General features: G+C 67.6%; 14 protein-coding genes. 6 read left to right on the forward strand and 8 right to left on the reverse strand.

The window, feature by feature from the left end; all coding sequences use genetic code 11:
• Nucleotides 1-36: 36 nt before the first annotated feature.
• From IPM80_10995 to IPM80_11005, 3 genes are all read right to left on the reverse strand, one after another.
• A complete protein-coding gene (locus IPM80_10995) occupies nucleotides 37-774 on the reverse strand; it encodes a glucose 1-dehydrogenase (protein ID MBK8958935.1) in 738 nt (245 codons plus the stop codon).
• 74 nt (nucleotides 775-848) lie between these two features.
• A complete protein-coding gene (locus IPM80_11000; GenBank protein MBK8958936.1) occupies nucleotides 849-2,090 on the reverse strand; it encodes an acetyl-CoA C-acetyltransferase in 1,242 nt (413 codons plus the stop codon).
• Between the two features lie 177 nt (nucleotides 2,091-2,267).
• Nucleotides 2,268-4,397, reverse strand: coding sequence for a molybdopterin oxidoreductase family protein (locus tag IPM80_11005; GenBank protein MBK8958937.1), 2,130 nt, complete (start codon nucleotides 4,395-4,397; stop codon nucleotides 2,268-2,270).
• 326 nt (nucleotides 4,398-4,723) lie between these two features.
• Here IPM80_11005 and IPM80_11010 point away from each other — a divergent pair, with 326 nt between their 5' ends.
• The 6 genes from IPM80_11010 (at nucleotide 4,724) to IPM80_11035 (ending at nucleotide 11,773) form a co-directional block, all read left to right on the forward strand.
• Nucleotides 4,724-6,043, forward strand: coding sequence for a putative Na+/H+ antiporter (locus IPM80_11010; GenBank protein ID MBK8958938.1), 1,320 nt, complete (start codon nucleotides 4,724-4,726; stop codon nucleotides 6,041-6,043).
• 39 nt (nucleotides 6,044-6,082) lie between these two features.
• The gene (modA, locus tag IPM80_11015) at nucleotides 6,083-6,865 is read left to right on the forward strand and encodes a molybdate ABC transporter substrate-binding protein (GenBank protein MBK8958939.1); all 783 of its coding nucleotides are present in this window, start codon (nucleotides 6,083-6,085) and stop codon (nucleotides 6,863-6,865) included.
• Nucleotides 6,866-6,869: 4 nt separating this feature from the next.
• A complete protein-coding gene (gene modB, locus IPM80_11020) occupies nucleotides 6,870-7,547 on the forward strand; it encodes a molybdate ABC transporter permease subunit (protein ID MBK8958940.1) in 678 nt (225 codons plus the stop codon).
• 4 nt (nucleotides 7,548-7,551) lie between these two features.
• The gene (locus tag IPM80_11025; GenBank protein ID MBK8958941.1) at nucleotides 7,552-8,280 is read left to right on the forward strand and encodes an ATP-binding cassette domain-containing protein; all 729 of its coding nucleotides are present in this window, start codon (nucleotides 7,552-7,554) and stop codon (nucleotides 8,278-8,280) included.
• Nucleotides 8,277-9,092, forward strand: a complete 816-nt coding sequence (locus IPM80_11030; protein ID MBK8958942.1) for a TOBE domain-containing protein — start codon at nucleotides 8,277-8,279, stop codon at nucleotides 9,090-9,092. The genes IPM80_11025 and IPM80_11030 overlap by 4 nt, the downstream gene beginning before the upstream one ends.
• Nucleotides 9,093-10,282: 1,190 nt before the next feature.
• The gene (locus IPM80_11035) at nucleotides 10,283-11,773 is read left to right on the forward strand and encodes a CoA-acylating methylmalonate-semialdehyde dehydrogenase (protein MBK8958943.1); all 1,491 of its coding nucleotides are present in this window, start codon (nucleotides 10,283-10,285) and stop codon (nucleotides 11,771-11,773) included.
• Between the two features lie 272 nt (nucleotides 11,774-12,045).
• On the opposite strand, the gene IPM80_11040 is transcribed toward IPM80_11035, so the two are convergent.
• From IPM80_11040 to IPM80_11060, 5 genes are read right to left on the reverse strand one after another with little or no spacing between them, the layout of a single operon-like run.
• Entirely contained in the window at nucleotides 12,046-12,279 is a 234-nt protein-coding gene (locus tag IPM80_11040) for a formate dehydrogenase subunit delta (GenBank protein ID MBK8958944.1), read from the reverse strand.
• 3 nt (nucleotides 12,280-12,282) lie between these two features.
• On the reverse strand, nucleotides 12,283-13,062 hold the full coding sequence (fdhD, locus tag IPM80_11045) for a formate dehydrogenase accessory sulfurtransferase FdhD (protein MBK8958945.1): 780 nt from the start codon (nucleotides 13,060-13,062) through the stop codon (nucleotides 12,283-12,285).
• 40 nt (nucleotides 13,063-13,102) lie between these two features.
• Nucleotides 13,103-15,952 (reverse strand): formate dehydrogenase subunit alpha, encoded by a 2,850-nt coding sequence (fdhF, locus tag IPM80_11050; GenBank protein ID MBK8958946.1) that lies wholly within the window; start codon nucleotides 15,950-15,952, stop codon nucleotides 13,103-13,105.
• Between the two features lie 21 nt (nucleotides 15,953-15,973).
• Nucleotides 15,974-17,527 carry an NADH-quinone oxidoreductase subunit NuoF gene (locus tag IPM80_11055; GenBank protein MBK8958947.1) on the reverse strand — a complete coding sequence of 518 codons (1,554 nt, stop codon included), beginning with the start codon at nucleotides 17,525-17,527 and terminating at the stop codon, nucleotides 15,974-15,976.
• Nucleotides 17,524-18,006, reverse strand: a complete 483-nt coding sequence (locus tag IPM80_11060; GenBank protein ID MBK8958948.1) for a formate dehydrogenase subunit gamma — start codon at nucleotides 18,004-18,006, stop codon at nucleotides 17,524-17,526. Before IPM80_11060 ends, IPM80_11055 begins: the two co-directional genes overlap by 4 nt.
• Between the last annotated feature and the right edge of the window lie 201 nt (nucleotides 18,007-18,207).

Here is an 18,207-nt window from a genome sequence, read left to right on the forward strand (position 1 = left end):
CGTCAGGTGTGCGAATGAATTCGCACCTACGAGTGGTCAGAAAGTCCCGCCGCCATCGACTGAAAATTCGCTGCCCGTCACATAGCTCGCCGCATCGGAAGCGAGGAACATCACCAGCTGCGCGACTTCGAGCGGTTGGCCGACGCGCTTCATCGGGATCACCTTGCACATCGCCTCGATCACATGCGGCGGATTGTCCTCGGTCATCATCGGCGTTTCGATGACGCCCGGATGCACCGAGTTGACGCGGATGCCGTAGCCGGCGAGGTCCATCGCGGCGTTCTTGCTCATGCCGCGCACCGCCCACTTCGAGGTGGAATAGGCGAACATGCTCTTGGTGCCGCGCAGGCCCGCCAGCGACGAGATGTTGATGATGGAGCCGCCGCCTGCCGCGCGCATGGCGGGGATCACGGCCTGCATGCCGAGGAACACGCCGGTGCTGTTGACGCGCATCACGCGTTCGAACATTTCGGCGTCGGTGTGCTGCAGGCTGGCGCGGCCGTAGATGGCGGCGTTGTTGACCAGGATGTCGATGCGCTCGAAGGCTTGCTGCGTATCAGCGACGAGCTTGGACCAGTTCGCCTCGTCGGCGACATCGAGATGGATGAAGCGCGCCTGGCTTGCGCCGATCTCGTCGGCCACCGCCTGGCCGCGCGCATCGATGTCCGCGACGATGACCCGTGCACCCTCGGCCGCGAACAGCCGCGCTTCGGCGGCGCCCTGGCCGCTGGCCGCGCCGGTGATGATGGCAACCTTGCCTGTCAGCATTCCCATCCGATTCCCCTCGTTGCAAACGGCATGGGCTGCGCACTGCGTCGTGCGCAACCCGCTCGGTGGACACCGGCGCCCTACATGGTCTCGATGATGATGGCCGGCGCCATGCCGCCTGCCGCGCACATGGTCGTAAGGCCGCGCTTCTTGCCCTGGCGTTCGAGTTCGTCGAGCAAGGTGCCGATGAGGATCGAACCGGTCGCGCCGATGGGATGGCCGAGCGCGATGGCGCCGCCGTTGACGTTGACCTTGGCGCGGTCGACTTTCAGATCGCGGATGAACTTCTCGGTGACGACCGCGAACGCTTCGTTGACTTCGAACAGGTCGATGTCGGCGATGCCGAGGCCGGCTTTCTGCAACACCTTCTTCGCCGCCGGCACCGGTGCGTTCAGCATCAGGGTCGGGCAATCGCCCATGTTGGCGGTCGCCACCACCTTGGCCCGCGGCTTGAGATTATGTTTCTTGACGTAGGCTTCGGAGGCCAGCAGCAGGGCGCCGGCGCCATCCACCACGCCCGACGAATTGCCGGCGTGATGTATCCATTCGACGTCTCCGAGCTGCGCATACTTCTGGCGAATGAGACCGCCGTAGGTATTGCCGGCTTCGTCGACGACGAGGTCGGCCCATGCGCCGAACACCGGCTTCAAACCGGCCAGCGTTTCCATGGTGGTGTCGGGCCGTGGGAATTCGTCGCGATCGAGAGCCAGCGTGCCGTCGAGGTTGTAGACCGGCACCACCGAGCGCGCGAAGCGGCCTTCCTTCATGGCCACGCCGGCGCGCTGCTGCGACATCAGCGCGAGTTCGTCGACCGCGCGGCGGTCGATGCCTTCGATGGCCGCGACGAAATCGGCGCACACACCCTGCTGGGACTGCGGATGCAGCTTGCGCAGGTGCAGGTTGCCGCGGTCCATCATCGGCGGGGTCTTGGGGTCGGCGATGGAAGCGGTGTAGCTCATCATTTCGGTGCCGCCGGCGATGACCAGGTCTTCCATGCCCGACATGATCTGCGCGGCGGCGAGATTGACGGTGGTGATGCCCGAGCCGCAGAAGCGGTCCAGCGTCATGCCCGAGGCGCGGATGTCGAAGCCCGCATCGAGCGCCGCCATGCGGCCCATGTCCGCGCCCTGCGCACCGACCTGGGTGCTGGTGCCCCAGATGATGTCGTCGACTTCGGCGGTATCCAGCGAATTGCGCTCGGCCAAGGCCTTCAGCACCGTGGCGGCCAGGTGCTGGGGATGAAGATGGGCAAGCTTGCCCTTGCCGATCTTGCCGATACCGCGCGGCGTGCGGCAGGCGTCGATGATGTAAGCGTTGGCCATGACGGAACTCCTGGTAGGAATGAAGAATGGGCGCGGCCGACGCGCCGGGCGGGGCGCGGCCTTTGGACTCAATGGTAAGCGATGCCCGGGGTCGAAAAGAATTCCACGGGCGGGGGCTGTTTTGCCGGCAAGCGGCGGCGGCATCGCGCCGCCACCAGGCCCGATCCGCCGCGCCCGTCAGCCGAGCTTGGCGACTTCCACCAGGTTGTCGGAAAAGCTCGGCGCATGGCCGAGGTTGGCGAACTCGGCCGAACTCACGATATTCACCGTGCCGCGGTTCAATTGCCGCCAGTAGCCGAGCGTTGCCACCACCACGCCGGGATTGACGTCGTCGCACACCTGGGCGCGGCCCTCGAAGCCGCCGCGATCGTTGAATACGCGCACCACGTCGCCCTCGACTATCGCGCGCGACGCGGCGTCGACGGCGTTGATCAGCACGAATTGTTCGCCCTGACCTTTCAACTTGTTCTCGATGTTGGCGTAACAGGAATTCAGGAAGCCGTGGCTCTTGGGCGACACGATGTTGAGCGGGTAGCGCGCCGCAAGCGCGGGATTGGACTCGCGCGATTCGCGTGGCGGCACGTAGTCCGGCACAGCGTCGACCGCTTCGCCGCCCTGCATCGCCTCGTACATCTGGCGAAACGGCGGCGCGACGAAATTGCCATGCACGGCAATGCTGGATTTGAATTCGCACTTGCCGGACGGCGTCGGGAACCGGCCTTCACGATGGGGCGCACGCTCATCGGCGGCGCCGAGCGCCAGCCGCGCAAAGCCTTCGCGTCGTAGACGTTCGAGCGTGATACCCGCGCAGGCGGGCGCATCCCAGGCGATGAAATGCTCGAGGCATTCGGCGTCGGACCAGTGCAGGCGTTCTTCCGTGTAGCCCATGCGCGTGGCCAGTTGCCGGAAGATCTCGCCGTTGGACAAGCACTCGCCCGGCGGCTCCACGCACTTCTCGTTGTAGGTGAGATAGTTGTGGCCCCAGGACAGGATGATGTCCTCCATCTCGGCGCCCATCGCCGCCGGCAGCACGATATCGGCGTAGCGCGCGGTGTCGGACAGGAAATGATCGGCCACCACCAGGTAGAGATCCTCGCGCATGAGGCCGGCGACGATTTTGTCGCACTCGGGCGCCTGGGTGACGGGATTGGTGTTCCAGCACATCATCGACAAGATGGGCGGGTCCATCGGGATCTCATTGGTGAGATGGCGTCCGATCTTGAGATTGCTGATGACGCGCGTGCCGGGCGGGATCCAGTCGGCGCGACACATCTGGTCGAAGCGATAGGGATGTTCCCACACCGGCATGGCGAGGATGCCACCGCCCACTTCGCGCCACGCGCCGACCAATGACGGCAGGCAGCACACCGCGCGTATGGTCTGGCCGCCGCCCTGGTGACGCTCCAGCGCCACGCCGATGCGCATCGCGGCGGCGCGCGCCGCCGCGTATTCGCGCGCGAGGCGTCGAATATCGTCGGCCGCGATACCGGTGATGGCGGCCGCCCATTCCGGCGTACGCGCCTTGGCGCGCGCCGCCAGATCCTCGAAGCCCGTGGTGTGGCGTTCCACGTAATCGTGATCGATGAGGTCTTCTTCAATCAGCACGTGGATGAGGGCCATGGCCAGCGCGCCGTCGCTGCCCGGCCGCGGCGCGAGATGCCAGTCCGCTTCCTTGGCGGTGCGCGAGCGGTAGGCGTCGATCACCACCACCTTGGCGCCGGCCTTCTGCGCATCCTTGACGATGTGCCAGTGATGGAGATTGGTGCTGACGCTGTTGCAGGCCCAGATGATGATGTAGTCGGAGTAACGGAAGGATTCCGGATCGAGGCCACCGCTCGGGCCATAGGTCATGAGCCAGGCGGTGGCCGAGCCTTCGCCGCAGAAGGTGCGCTCGGTGACGGTGGCGCCCATGCGGTTGAAGAACGCATCGCCGCCGTTCAAGCCGTGCACCAGGCCCTGGTGACCCAGGTAGCTGTAGGGCGCGATGGCCTGCGGCCCATGGCTGGCGATGATGGCCTGCCAGCGCGCGGTGATCTCTGTGAGCGCTTCATCCCAGCTGATGCGCGTGAATTCGCCGCTGCCTTTCGGCCCGCTGCGCTTCAGCGGATGGAGCAGGCGATCAGGATGGTAATGGCGCTTCTCGTAGTCCTTGAGTTTCACGCACAGGCCGCCCCGCGTCATGGGGTGTTCGGCGTTGCCGCGCACGCCGACCAGGCGCCCGGCTTCGACTTCGAACACCATCGCGCAGGTATCGGGACAATCGTGGGGACAGGCGCCACGGTGAAGACTGCGGGGTTCGGCACTCATGGTCGGTCTCCTGGGCGTTGGTCAGGGCAGATGAATCTAGCAGATGGTCGACAGAGCGCCCATCGCGCATCGGGAACGCAGTGCAGCATCGGCGCGCGGAGCGAGATGATCAGCGTCAAGTCCACTATCGATTAGTGGTGCGAGGCCGCTCCGTCGTGGTATTCATTCGCTTGGCGAGAACGGTGCGTGCGCCCTGTTCTCAGTGTTTTTGTCGCCGGCCTGCCGGAACGGCACGCCCGCCTTCAGGTCCATCGCCCAGTGCCATGCCTGGACATGGCGAATGCTCGGCTGATGCCTGAAAGCTTTCTAGGATTCGGTTCTCGATCATGACCCTGCCCGCTTACATCACCCCCGAAACCATCGCCGCCGCCATCTTCGGCATCGCGGTCATCCATACCTTCTCCACCAAGTTCTTCGCCCATCTCGCCACCCGCCAGCCCAACCACGCGGGCTTCTGGCATCTGCTCGGCGAAGTGGAAGTGGTGTTCGGCTTCTGGTCGCTGGTGATGGTGGTGGCGCTGCTGCTGATGACCGGCCGCCACGAGACCGTGAAGTACGTCGAGGCGCGCAATTTCACCGAGCCGATGTTCGTATTCGTGATCATGGTGATCTCGGCCAGCAAGCCGATCTTGAACAGCGTGATTGCCGGCGTGCACGGTATCGCATCGTTGATCCCGGTGCGCCGCGCGTTGAGCGTGTTCTTCCTGTGCATGTCGATGGTGCCCTTGCTCGGCTCGCTGATCACCGAACCGGCCGCGATGACGCTCGCCGCGCTCATGCTGAAGGACTGCTATTTCCGCCGCGAGCTGTCCACCGAGCTCAAGTACGCGACGCTCGGCAGCCTGTTCGTGAATGTCTCCATCGGCGGCACGCTGACCAGCTTCGCCGCGCCGCCGGTATTGATGGTGGCGCACAAGTGGGGCTGGGATTCGGCCTTCGTATTCACTCACTTCGGCTGGAAGGCCGCGCTGGCGGTGTTCGCCACCGCGTTCATCGTGACCTGGCGCTTTCGCGGCGAACTGCTCGGCAAGGGCTGTTTCGACGGCGCCTGTTCGCAAATCGATACGCCCAAGAGCGTGGCCTTCATCCACATGCTTTTCTTGGCGGGGGTGGTGGTGTTTGCCCATCACACCGAGATCTTCATGGGCCTGTTCCTGTTCTTCCTCGGCTACACCGAGGCCTACAGCAAATACCAGGATCGCCTGATCCTGCGTGAGGGACTGTTGGTGGCGTTCTTCCTCGGCGGCCTGGTGGTGCTGGGCGGCCTGCAGAGCTGGTGGCTGCAAAGCGCGTTGACCGGCGTCGAGCCCAAGGTGCTGTACTACCTCGCCACCGCGCTGACGGCCATCACCGACAACGCCGCCCTCACCTATCTCGCCTCGCTGGTGGAAGGCGTGTCGCCCGAATATCAATACGCGGTGGTGGCGGGCGCCGTGACCGGCGGAGGTCTGACCATCATCGCCAATGCGCCGAATCCGGCCGGCGTCGCAATTCTGAAGTCGCACTTCACCGACGAGACCATCAGCCCCACGGCGCTGCTGTTGTCCGCCACGCCGCCGACCATCCTCGCCATACTCGCGTTCCAGGTACTCAGCGCCGGTAGCCGCCGGCGCCGCCGCGGCAGGCCTTGGCCACTCGCTATGTAGTGCTCTATATTCCGAGTCCGTTCCAGGAAACCCGCCCCCATGCGCGCCCTCCTCACCGCCCGCCCCCGACGACACGGCTGCCTGCTGGTGCTGTTGCTGGCCCTGGTATCGCTGCGGGCCGCGCCGCTGCGCGCCGAGGAGATCACCGTGTCGGCCGCCGCCAGCCTGAGTAATGCGTTCCGCGAGATGGCGTCGGCCTTCCAGGCCGAGCACGCCGAGGTCGAGGTGCTGCTCAACTTCGCGCCGTCCGACGCCCTCTTGCAGCAGCTCGGCGCCGGCGCGCCCATCGACGTGCTGGCCACCGCCGACGGCGAGACCATGGACAAGGCCGTCGAGCGCAAGCTCGTCGCACCGGCCACGCGCCGCGATTTCGCCGCCAACACCTTGGTGATGGTGACGCCGGCCGACAGTGCGCTCGGGCTGACTGCGCTCGCCGATCTCACGCAGCCGGCGGTCAAACGCATCGCGCTCGGCAATCCGGCCGGGGTGCCGGCCGGCCGCTACGCCCAGGGCGCGCTCCAACAGGCCGGCTTGTGGCCTTTGCCGACGGGCAAGGCGGTCTATGCGCAATCGGTACGGCAGGCGCTCGACTACGTGGCGCGCGGCGAAGTGGAGGCCGGCTTCGTCTACGCCACCGACGCGCGCATGCATGCCGACAAGGTCAAGGTCGCACTCGATGCCCCCACCGACCAAGCCATCATCTATCCGCTGGCTGTGACCCGCGACAGTCGGAACAAAGACAGCGCCGCCGCCTTCATCGCGTTCGTGATGTCAGCAAAAGGCCAGGCCGTGCTCGCGCGCTTCGGCTTCAAGGCGCCTTGAAACCGTGGACGCCGCCTGGCCCGCCCTGTTGTTGTCGCTGAAAGTCGCGAGTTGGGCGACTTTTATCAATGGCGTGCTGGGCGTGGCGGTCGGCTTCATGCTGGCGCGCGTGCGCTTCGCCGGTCGCGAGCTGCTCGACACCGTGCTGACCCTGCCCTTGGTGCTGCCGCCGACGGTGCTCGGCTATTACCTCCTGGTCGTGATCGGCAAGCACGGCGTGGTCGGCGCATGGCTGCATCAGCACTTCGGCGTGTCACTGCTCTTCACCTGGCAGGGCGCGGTGCTGGCCTCGACGCTGGTGTCTTTCCCGCTGGTGCTGAAATCGGCGCGCGCCGCCTTCGAAGGCGTCGAGGCGCAGTTCGAAAACGCCGCACGCGTGTTGGGTTTGAACGAATGGGCGGTGTTCTTCCGCGTCACCCTGCCGCTCGCCTGGCGCGGCATCCTCGCCGGCCTGTTGCTGACCTTCGCGCGGGCGCTCGGTGAATTCGGTGCGACGCTGATGGTAGCGGGCAGCATCCCCGGCCGCACCCAGACCTTGTCGGTGGCGGTCTACGAAGCGGTGCAGTCCGGCCAGGATGCGACCGCCAACCTGCTGGTTGCCATCACTTCCATTGCCTGCATGGCGGTGCTGCTGGCGGTGAGTCGGCTCGCGCCCGGGCGCATCGCGCCGCGCACGGTGTAAGGCCATGAGCTTCAGCGTCGACATCGAAAAGAGCGTGGGTGGCAAGGCGCGCCGCTTCACGCTCAAGGTCGCCTTCAGCACCCACGCGCAGCGCACCGTGATCTACGGGCCATCCGGCGCCGGCAAATCCATGCTGCTGCAGATCCTGGCGGGCCTCATCACGCCCGACTACGGCCGCGTGAGTTTCGCCGATGAACGCATCTTCGACAGCCGCGAAGGCGTCGACGTGCCGGCGCGCGCGCGGCGCTTCGGCTACCTGTTCCAGGACTATGCGCTGTTTCCGCAGTTGAGCGTGCGCCAGAACGTCGCTTTCGCGCTCAGCGAGGGCTGGCGCAATCCGCCGCCCCAGGCCCGCAACGCCGAGGTCTCCCGCTGGCTCACGACCTTCGAGCTCGATGCCGTCGCCCATCAGCGTCCCCATGAGCTGTCGGGCGGTCAGCGTCAACGCACCGCGCTCGCGCGCGCGCTGGTCAATCAACCGCGCGCGCTGTTGCTGGACGAACCTTTCGCGGCGCTCGATCCGGAGCTGCGCGCGCGCATGCGCCACGAGATGGATCAGCTGCTGAACGAAGTGGGCATCCCGATGGTGATGATCACCCACGATCCCGAGGATCTCGCCTGGTTCGGCGCGGCCAGCATTCACCTGCGCGATGGCGCGGTCAGTGACGCGCCGTCGCCGGCGCTGATACAACACGGGCCGCGCCTGGCGGTGGTGCGGGCGCCGGCCGAATGAGCGGGCGCACGCCGCCGAGTCTCGAAGTGGCGGCCGATCTGTGGCTGTCACTCGGCGGACAGAACATTGCGAGTGCGCGACGCCTGGCGCTGCTCGCGGCGATAGCGCGCGAAGGCTCGATCACGCAGGCCGCCAAGGCCGCCGGCCTGTCCTACAAGGGCGCGTGGGATGCCATCGAACAGATGAGCAATCTCGCCGGCGAGCCGCTGGTGACGCGCACCGTCGGCGGCAAAGGTGGCGGTCAGACGCTGCTGACCGCGCGCGGCCAGCGCCTGGTGGATAATTTCGCCGACATCCAGCGTGAACACGCGCGCTTCCTCGAACGATTGAACGAGCGCGCGCGTGGCTTTCGCGAAGACTTTGCCCTGCTCGAGAACGCCGCCATGAAAACCAGCGCACGCAACCAGTTCGCCGGCACCGTCGAAACCGTGCGCCACGGCGCGGTCAACGACGAAGTGATCGTGAAGATCATCGGCGAGCAACGCATCGTCGCCACCATCACCTGCGACAGTCGCGCCAGCCTAGGTCTGGAAGTCGGCACGCGCGCCATCGCGCTGGTCAAATCCTCGTCCATCATCATCATGCGGCCCGAGGGTGGGACGCGCCTCTCGGCGCGCAACCAGCTGGCCGGCGCCGTCAGCCGCCTGGTGCCGGGCGCGGTCAACAGCGAGGTGGTACTGGATCTCGTCGGCGGCGGCAGCATCGCCGCCATCGTCACCAACGAAGGCGTCGAGTCCCTGGAGCTCGCGATCGGGGTGCCGGCCATGGCGGTGTTCAAGGCTTCCAGCGTGATCCTCGGCGTGGCGGCCTGAGCCGACGCGCCCGGGGGGGGGGTGCGGGCCCGCGGGTTTCCCCTGGGGCCAGGGGGCGGGGGGGGCGGGGGGCCCCCCCCGGGGGGGAAGGAGGGTAGGGGGGGGGGGGGCCCCCCGCGGGCCCGGGGGGGCGCGCCCCCGGGGGGGGGGGGGTCCGGGGGGAGGGGACCCCCCGGCCGGGGTCCCCCGGCGGGAAGGGGGGGGGCGGCGCCCCCGCTCCCGCCTTGGCCGGGGGCGGGGGGGGGGGCGCCGGGGGCCCGGGGCTTGGGGGGGGGGGCGGGGGGCCGGGCCCCCGGGAAAGCTAGGCTTGACGCCCCGCTTATTTTTTTTTTTTGAGGGATTCGGGGGAGGGGGGGGGGGGGGGTCGGTTCCCGGGGGGGGGGGGGTCCCCGGGGGGGGGGAAGGGAGGGGGAATAAGGCCGGGGGGTGGGGGGGGTTGGCCCCCCCGGCGGGGGGGGGGGGGAAAAGGGGAGGGGGCCCCGGGGGGGGGGCCCGGGGGCGCGGGGGGGGGGGCGGGGGGGGGGGGGGGGGGGCGGGCCGAGAGGGGGGGGGGCCAGGAGGGGGGGGGGGGGCGGGGGGGGGGAGGGGGGGGCGGGGCGGGGCCGCCCCCCCCCCGCCCCCTCCCCCGGGGGGGGCCCCGGGGGGGGGGGATAATTTAGGGGGGAGGAGGGGGGGGAAAAATTCCTCTTCAAGTTGAAGGAAGGGGGGAGAGGGGGTTTGGGGGGGGGGGGGGGGTTTCGCCAGTAAAAAGGGGGGAGGGGGGGGGACGAAAAGGGGGCCCCCCCCCGGGGGGGCGCCGGGGGGGGGCGGGGGGGGCGAAGGGGGCCCGAGCCCCTCCCCTGGGAGATGGGGGGGGGGGGAGGGGAGAGAGGTTGGGGGGGGGGGGGGGGCTGGGGGGGGGGGGGGTTTTCTGGGGGGGGGGGGGAGGCGCCGCCCTGGGGGGTTTGGGGGGGGGGGCCGGGCGGTTGGCCGGGGGGCCCCCCGGGGGGGCGGGCCCGGGAGGGCTCGGGACTAGGGGGGGGGGGGGGGGGGGCCGGGGGGGGGGCCGTGGGCGGGGGGGCCCGGGGGAAAAGAGAACAGGGGGGGGAGGGGGCGGCCGGGGGGAGCCCCGATCCATCGCGCGTCCAAGCCAAGGACGCGGGTGATTTCAGTACACTTGCGCGACGCACACCGGCACGGACATCTTCACCATGCAACACATCACCCACTGGATAGACGGACAGCGCTGGCAAGGCCAGGCGCCGCGCAGCGGCCCGGTATTCAATCCCGCCACCGGCGTGCAGAGCGCGGTGGTCGATTTCGCCGACGCCACGCTGGTCGATGCCGCCGTCGATGCCGCGAGCCGCGCCTTCGACAGCTGGCGCCATGCATCGCTCGCGCAGCGCAGCCAGGTGCTGTTCGCATTCCGTCAGCTCGTGCACACCCATCGCGAGGAACTCGCGGCCATCATCACCCGCGAACACGGCAAGGTGTTGTCCGATGCGCTCGGCGAAGTGACGCGTGGCCTCGAAGTGGTGGAGTTCGCCTGCGGCATTCCCCACCTGTTGAAAGGCGGCTACTCGGAATCGGCCTCGTCGGGCGTCGACGTCTATGCCATCCGTCAGCCGCTCGGCGTGTGCGGCATCATCTCGCCGTTCAATTTCCCGGTGATGGTGCCCATGTGGTTCTTTCCCATCGCCATCGCCTGCGGCAATACCGTGGTGGTCAAGCCCAGCGAGAAAGATCCTTCCGTCAGCCTGCGCATCGCCGAGCTGTGGCGGGAAGCGGGCTTGCCGGACGGCGTGTTCAATGTCGTCAATGGCGACAAGCCGGCGGTCGATCGATTGCTGGAACATCCCAAGGTGAAGGCCTTGTCCTTCGTCGGTTCGACCGCGATTGCCAAGAGCATCTACGAGACCGGCGCGCGTCACGGCAAGCGCGTGCAGGCGCTCGGCGGCGCCAAGAACCACATGGTGGTATTGCCGGACGCCGATCTCGAGCTCGCCGCCGATGCCGCCATCAACGCCGCCTTCGGCTCGGCCGGCGAGCGCTGCATGGCGATCTCGGCACTGATCGCGGTCGAGCCGGTGGCCGATGCGCTGGTCGCCGCCATCACGCAACGCATGGCGAAGCTCCGCACCGGCGACGGCACGCGCGCCGTCGACATGGGGCCGCTGGTGACGTGTGCGCATCGCGACAAGGTGGCCGGCTATATCGACGCCGGCGTGCGCGAAGGTGCACGCCTGGTGGTGGACGGCCGCGGCATCGCCGTTGACGGCGCGGCCGATGGCTACTGGCTGGGGCCGACCTTGTTCGATTGCGTCACGGAAGACATGAGCATCTACCGCGATGAAATCTTCGGGCCGGTGCTCGGCGTGACGCGCGTGCCGTCCTACAGCGAGGCGCTGCGCCTCGTGAACGAACACGTCTACGGCAACGGCACCGCCATCTTCACCCGCGACGGCGGCGCCGCGCGACGCTTCCAGCACGAAGTGGAAGTCGGCATGGTCGGCATCAACGTGCCGATACCGGTGCCGGTCGCCTATTACTCTTTCGGCGGCTGGAAGGCCTCGCTGTTCGGCGACAGCCATGCCCATGGCACCGAGGGTGTGCATTTCTTCACCCGTGGCAAGGTGGTGACGAGCCGCTGGCCCGACCCCAGCCAGGGCGGCATCAACCTGGGCTTTCCGCAGAACAAGTAGCCCGCCGGTGCGGGCGGGCGGGCGCGCGGGCGGGCGCCCCAGGGCACGCCGCGGGGCGGGGCCCGGCGGGGGAGAAGGGCGACGGATCGCCTAATCGACGGCAAGACGACCTCGGGGTCACGGATGCTCCTGACGGACGCGGCAGAACAATTTTTATCCTGCCGGGTCGCATTCGGATCCCCGCGCTGCGCAGGCTGAAGCCCGCCTCGATCAAATCTGGCGAATGAATTCGCCTCAGGCTGCATCCCGCCAGCAACGCGGCCTCTTGTGGGTCAGCGCCGCGACACCCCACGGTGCAGCGTATCCGTCAATTTCGCCACCGCCGCCTTCGCTTCCGGCACCAATCCCACTCCGCCCTGCTCGGCGTGCGCGATGATCTGCGCACGCATGCGCGGGTCCCAGAAGCGCGTGAGATGGGCGGTGATGACGTCCACCGCGTTGTCGGGATCGGCCACCTGGTTGGCGGCGATGTCGTTGAGCATTTCAACCAGGCGTTCGATGTGCATGGATTATTCGCTTTGGCCGTCGACGATGCGCGCGGCATGGGAGTAGATGACGAGGTCGGGTCCGCGCACGAAGGCGGCGAGCGTGAGTTGCGTGTCTTCGGCCAGGCGCACGGCGCGCGCGGTCGGCGCCGACACGGCGGCCAGCACATCGATGCCGGCGACGGCAGCCTTCATGACGATTTCATAGCTGGCGCGACAGGTGACGAGCGCGAAGCCCGGCCCGAATCCACCCTTGATGCGCGCGCCTATGAGCTTGTCGAGGGCATTATGGCGGCCGATGTCCTCGCGCACCGCCAGCACTTCGCCGTCGACGCTGACCCAGGCCGCGGCATGCACCGCACCGGTCACGCGATTCATGGGTTGGCGTGCGGCCAGGGCCAGGCTGGCGCGCGCGATCGCGGCCCGCGTCACGCGCGTGGCGCCGTGCACCGGCGGCGGCGTATGCAGCGCGTCTTCCACCATGCGCTTGCCGCACAGGCCACAGCCCGAACGGCCGGCGATGGCGCGCTGCGCCGCACCTGCGGCGTCGACGCGCGACGGGATGGTCAGGTCGAGCTCGATACCGTTATCGAGCGCGCGCTGCTCGACGAGCAGCAGCTCACGCGGCTGGGCTACCAAGCCCTCGGTCAAGGCAAAGCCCAGCGCGAAGTCGTCGAGATCGGCCGGTGACATCAGCATCACCGCGTGCGGCTCGCCATTGCACAACACCGCCACCGGCGTTTCCTCGGCGAGCTGGTCGACCACGGTCGCGGCCGCGCCATCACGCCAGCGCGTGACCGTCATGGGCGTGACGGGCGCGGGCGTGAGCGGCGCGCTCAAGGCGTCAGCGACTGAGGGTTGCGCGCTCATCGAGGAATTTCTTCTGCTCGTCGCTGAAGCGGCGATAGCGTTCCTGCCAGGCGGAGGGATGGGTGACTTTCACCACCTGCACCGCCGTCACCTTGTATTCCGGGCAGTTGGTCGCCCAGTCGGAATGCTCGGTGGTGATGACATTGGCGCCCGATTCCGGGAAATGGAAAGTGGTGTAGACCACGCCCGGCTGCACCGCCTCGCTGACCCGCGCGCGCAGCACCGTTTCACCGGCGCGACTCTTGATGCCGACCCAATCGCCGTCCACCACGCCGCGCGTCTCGGCATCATGGGGATGGATCTCGAGACGGTCTTCCTGGTGCCACAAGGAATTGCTGGTGCGCCGCGTCTGCGCGCCGACGTTGTACTGCGAGAGGATGCGGCCGGTGGTGAGGATCAAGGGGTACTTGTCGTTGCTGCGCTCGTGGGTCGGCACGTAGGGCGTCAACATGAAGCGGCCGAGCCCGCGCGTGAACGTCTGTTCGTGCATGGTCGGCGTGCCGGCCGGCGTCTCGTCGTTGCACGGCCACTGGATGCTGCCGAGTTCGTCGATGCGCGCGAAGCTGACGCCGGCGAAGCTCGGTGTCAGGCGTGCGATCTCGTCCATGATTTCCGACGGGTGCCGGTAGTGCATCTCGTAACCGAGCGCCGCCGACAAGGCCAGCGTCGCTTCCCAGTCGGCCTTGCCTCCCAGCGGCGGCATGACCTTGCGCACGCGCGAGATGCGACGCTCGGCATTGGTGAAGGTGCCGTCCTTCTCGAGGAAGGACGATCCGGGCAGGAACACGTGGGCGAACTTCGCCGTTTCATTCAGGAACAAGTCCTGCACGATGATGCATTCCATCGCTTCCAGCGCCGCCGTCACGTGCTGGGTGTCGGGATCGGACTGCGCGATGTCCTCGCCCTGCACGTACAGCGCGCGGAAACTGCCATCCAGCGCCGCTTCGAACATGTTGGGAATGCGCAGGCCCGGCTCGGCATCGAGGTGCACGCCCCACGCCGCTTCGAACAGGATGCGCGTGGCGCTGTCGGCAACATGCCGGTAGCCCGGGAACTCGTGGGGGAACGAACCCATGTCGCACGAGCCCTGCACGTTGTTCTGACCGCGCAGCGGATTGACGCCCACGCCCTCGCGACCGAGGTTGCCGGTGGCGAGCGCGAGGTTGGCGATGCCCATCACGGTGGTCGAGCCCTGGCTGTGTTCGGTCACGCCGAGGCCGTAATAGATGGCGGCGTTGCCGCCCGTCGCATACAGGCGCGCGACCGCGCGCAATTCGGCCGCCGCTACGCCGGTGATGGATTCGGTCTGCTCCGGCGCATGTTCTTCGCCGCCGATGAAGCGCTTCCATTTCTCGAAGGCCGGCCCTTCGCAGCGCCTGGCGACGAAATCTTCATCCACCAGGTTTTCGGTCACGATCACGTGCGCGATGGCGTTGACCAGCGCGACATTGGTGCCGGGTTTCAGTTTCAAATGATGGGCCGCCGCCACGTGCGGCATGCGCACCAGGTCGATACTGCGCGGGTCGACGACGATGAGCTTGGCGCCTTCGCGCAGGCGCTGAATCATGCGCGAAGCGAACACCGGGTGGCCGTCGGTGGGATTGGCGCCGATCACCATGATGACGTCGGCATGCTCGACCGAATCGAAAGCCTGGGTACCGGCCGATTCACCCAGGGTCTGCTTCAGACCATAGCCGGTCGGCGAATGGCACACGCGCGCGCAGGTATCGACGTTGTTGTTGCCGAAGGCCGCGCGCACCAGTTTCTGCACGAGATAGGTTTCTTCGTTGGTGCAGCGTGAAGAGGTGATGCCGCCGACCGCGTCCTTGCCGTACTTGGCCTGGATGCGCTTGATCTCGCTGGCGGCGTGGGAGATGGCTTCTTCCCACGACACTTCCCGCCATGGCTCGTGTATGGAAGCGCGGATCATCGGCGAGGTGATGCGATCGGGATGAGTGGCGTAGCCGAAAGCAAAACGGCCCTTGACACAGGAATGGCCGCGGTTGGCCTGACCGTCCTGGCTGGGCACCATGCGAATGACTTCCGCGCCCTTCATCTCGGCGCGGAACGAACAGCCGACACCGCAATAGGCGCAGGTCGTGACCACGCTGTGCTCGGGCTGGCCACGCGCGATGATGGATTTCTCGCTGAGGGTGGCGGTCGGACAGGCCTGCACACAGGCGCCGCAGGACACGCAGTCCGAGGCCAGGAAGCTCTGCTCGACGCCGGCACTGACATGGGAATCGAAGCCGCGCCCGGCGATGGTCAGCGCGAACGTGCCCTGCACGTCGGCGCAGGCGCGCACGCAGCGCGAGCACACGATGCATTTGCTGGCATCGAAAGTGAAATAGGGATTGCTCTCGTCCTTGGGCAGACTGCAATGGTTCTCGCCGGCGTAGCCATAACGCACTTCGCGCAGGCCCACCGCGCCCGCCATGTCCTGCAGTTCGCAATGGCCATTGGCCGGGCAGGTCAGGCAATCGAGCGGATGGTCGGAGATGTAGAGCTCCATGACGTTGCGCCGGAGGGTGCCCAGGCGATCGTTCTGGGTGGTGACCTTCATGCCCGCCGCGGCCGGCGTGGTGCACGAGGCCGGCGTGCCGCGCCGGCCTTCGATCTCGACCAGGCACAGCCGGCACGAGCCGAAGGCCTCCAGGCTGTCGGTCGCGCACAGCTTGGGCACGCCGATGCCGGCGATGGCCGCCGCGCGCATCAGCGACGTGCCTTTCGGCACCGTCACGCTGTGGCCGTCGATGGTGAGGGTGACCAGTTCGGCGGATGCCACCGCCGGGGTACCGAGATCGTGTTCGTCTATGCATCGCATGGTGCTTGCTCCGTCTTCGCGTCAGGCCGCGTCGCGGCCGGCGCGTACGAAATCGTCGGGAAAATGTTCCAGCGCCGACAACACCGGGAACGGCGCCATGCCGCCCAGTGCGCACAGCGAGGCGCTGATCATGGTGTCGCACAGTTCACGCAGCGTGGCGAGATTACGCGCCACCTCGCGGCCGGCCATGATGTGCTCGATGAGTTCGCGGCCGCGCACCGAGCCGATACGACAGGGCGTGCACTTGCCGCAGGATTCCACCGCGCAGAATTCCATCGCGAAGCGCGCCATCACCGCCATGTCGACACTGTCGTCGAACACCACCACGCCGCCATGGCCGAGCATGGCCTTGCGCGCGGTGAAGGATTCGTAATCGAGCGGCGTGTCGAAATGCGCGGGCGGCAGGTAAGCGCCCAGCGGCCCGCCGACCTGCGCGGTGCGCACCGCCCGTCCGCTGGCGCTGCCGCCGCCCCAGTCGAAGATGAGTTCGGCCAGCGTCAGGCCGAAGGCTTTCTCGATGAGACCGCCGTGCTTGACGTTGCCGGCCAGTTGAAACGGCTGTGTGCCGCGCGAACGGCCGCGTCCGTATTCACCGTAGAACTGCGCGCCCTTGGCGAGGATGACCGGCACGGTAGCGAGCGTCAGCACGTTGTTGACCACGGTCGGTTGACCGAACAGCCCCTTGTGCGCCGGCAGCGGCGGCTTGAAGCGAATTTGGCCGCGCTTGCCTTCGATGCTTTCCAGCAGCGAGGTTTCTTCGCCACAGATATAGGCGCCGGCGCCGCGTCGCACTTCGAGCGTGAAGGCGCGGCCGCTGCCGAGGATGTCGGCGCCGAGGTATCCGCCCGCCGTGGCGACCTCGATGGCGGTGCGCATGGCACGCTCGGCGTGCGGATATTCACTGCGAATGTAGACGTAGCCGTGGCTGGCGCCAACGGCGAGAGCGGCGATGCTCATGCCTTCGATGAGCATGAGCGGATCACCTTCCATGAGCATGCGATCGGCGAAGGTACCGGAGTCGCCTTCGTCGGCATTGCACACGATGTACTTGTGCGTGCCCGCCGCCTCGGCGACGGTCTTCCACTTGATGCCGGCCGGGAAGGCCGCGCCGCCGCGCCCGCGCAGGCCGCTGTCGGTGACGGCCTTGATGATGTCGGTCGGCGCCATGGCCAGCGCCGCGCGCAGGCCGGCGAAACCATCGTGGGCGAGATAGTCGTCCAGCGACAGCGGATCGGTCACGCCAACCCGCTGGAATGTCAGACGCTCCTGGTTGCGCAACCAGTCCAGGGCGTCGGTTGCTCCGAGCGCCAGGGGATGCTTGGCGGCATTGTGGAAATTCGCCTCGAAGAGACTCGCGACGTCGCGCGCCCTGACCGGGCCATAGGCATGACGGCGCCCCGCGACCTCGACTTCCACCAGGGGTTCGAGCCAGTACATGCCGCGCGAGCCGTTACGCACGAGCTTGATGGCGACGCCGCGCGCCTGCGCCTCGCGGATGATGGCCTTGGCCACCGCCTCGGCGCCAACCGCCAACGCCCCGGCATCGCCGGGCACATAGACCGTGATGACACTCATGGCTCGACCTCCGCCACGCCGCGCGCCAGGGCTTCCAGTGTTTCGAGATCGAGCCGGCCGTGAAGTTCGCCGTCGAGCATGGCATTGGGCGCGCAGGCGCAGGCGCCGAAGCAGTAGGCGGCCTCGAGGGCGATGCCGTCGCCGCTCACATTCTCATCGGGGCCGAGGCCGAGGCGCTGGCGCAAGGCCGCTTCCAGCGCCGCGCCGCCCATGGACTGGCAGGCTTCGGCGCGACACAGGCGCAGCACGCGGCGTGCCGGCGGCGCATGCTTGAAGTCGTGATAGAAACTGATGACCCCGTGCACGTCGGCACGGGACAGGTTGAGATGGGCGGCGATGCTGTCGAGGGCGTCGTCGGGGATGTAGCCCAGCGCATCCTGGATGGCGTGCAATACCGGCAGCAGGGCGCCTGGCGCGGCACCGTGTTCGGCGAGCGCGCGGGTCGTGGCTTGCTGCCGTTCCGAGTGAGAAACGGTCATGCTTACTCCAACGAACCCCATCGACGCCCGCGCCGTCCGACGGATTCAGTTCATGTCGGTGAACGTCGAGCAGGCGTGACGGCCATGACCCATGTCATGACGTGCCGCAGACCGCCCCTCGATCCTACAAATGATGATAGCACCAAGTACGCGGCGCTGAAGCTGACAAGCGGCGGTGCGACGGTTGCCCGGCTCTGTGGG

Source organism: Pseudomonadota bacterium, assembly GCA_016719885.1.
In the GTDB taxonomy this organism is placed as follows: Bacteria; Pseudomonadota; Gammaproteobacteria.

Excerpts from the sequence above, each read along its gene's own strand:
- IPM80_10995 (MBK8958935.1), bottom strand. The coding sequence starts at position 774 with ATGGGAATGCTGACAGGCAAGGTTGCCATCATCACCGGCGCGGCCAGC.
- IPM80_11000 (MBK8958936.1), bottom strand. The coding sequence starts at position 2,090 with ATGGCCAACGCTTACATCATCGACGCCTGCCGCACGCCGCGCGGTATC.
- IPM80_11005 (MBK8958937.1), bottom strand. The coding sequence starts at position 4,397 with ATGAGTGCCGAACCCCGCAGTCTTCACCGTGGCGCCTGTCCCCACGAT.
- IPM80_11010 (MBK8958938.1), top strand. The coding sequence starts at position 4,724 with ATGACCCTGCCCGCTTACATCACCCCCGAAACCATCGCCGCCGCCATC.
- modA (MBK8958939.1), top strand. The coding sequence starts at position 6,083 with ATGCGCGCCCTCCTCACCGCCCGCCCCCGACGACACGGCTGCCTGCTG.
- IPM80_11025 (MBK8958941.1), top strand. The coding sequence starts at position 7,552 with ATGAGCTTCAGCGTCGACATCGAAAAGAGCGTGGGTGGCAAGGCGCGC.
- IPM80_11030 (MBK8958942.1), top strand. The coding sequence starts at position 8,277 with ATGAGCGGGCGCACGCCGCCGAGTCTCGAAGTGGCGGCCGATCTGTGG.
- IPM80_11035 (MBK8958943.1), top strand. The coding sequence starts at position 10,283 with ATGCAACACATCACCCACTGGATAGACGGACAGCGCTGGCAAGGCCAG.
- IPM80_11040 (MBK8958944.1), bottom strand. The coding sequence starts at position 12,279 with ATGCACATCGAACGCCTGGTTGAAATGCTCAACGACATCGCCGCCAAC.
- fdhD (MBK8958945.1), bottom strand. The coding sequence starts at position 13,062 with ATGACGGTCACGCGCTGGCGTGATGGCGCGGCCGCGACCGTGGTCGAC.
- fdhF (MBK8958946.1), bottom strand. The coding sequence starts at position 15,952 with ATGCGATGCATAGACGAACACGATCTCGGTACCCCGGCGGTGGCATCC.
- IPM80_11055 (MBK8958947.1), bottom strand. The coding sequence starts at position 17,527 with ATGAGTGTCATCACGGTCTATGTGCCCGGCGATGCCGGGGCGTTGGCG.
- IPM80_11060 (MBK8958948.1), bottom strand. The coding sequence starts at position 18,006 with ATGACCGTTTCTCACTCGGAACGGCAGCAAGCCACGACCCGCGCGCTC.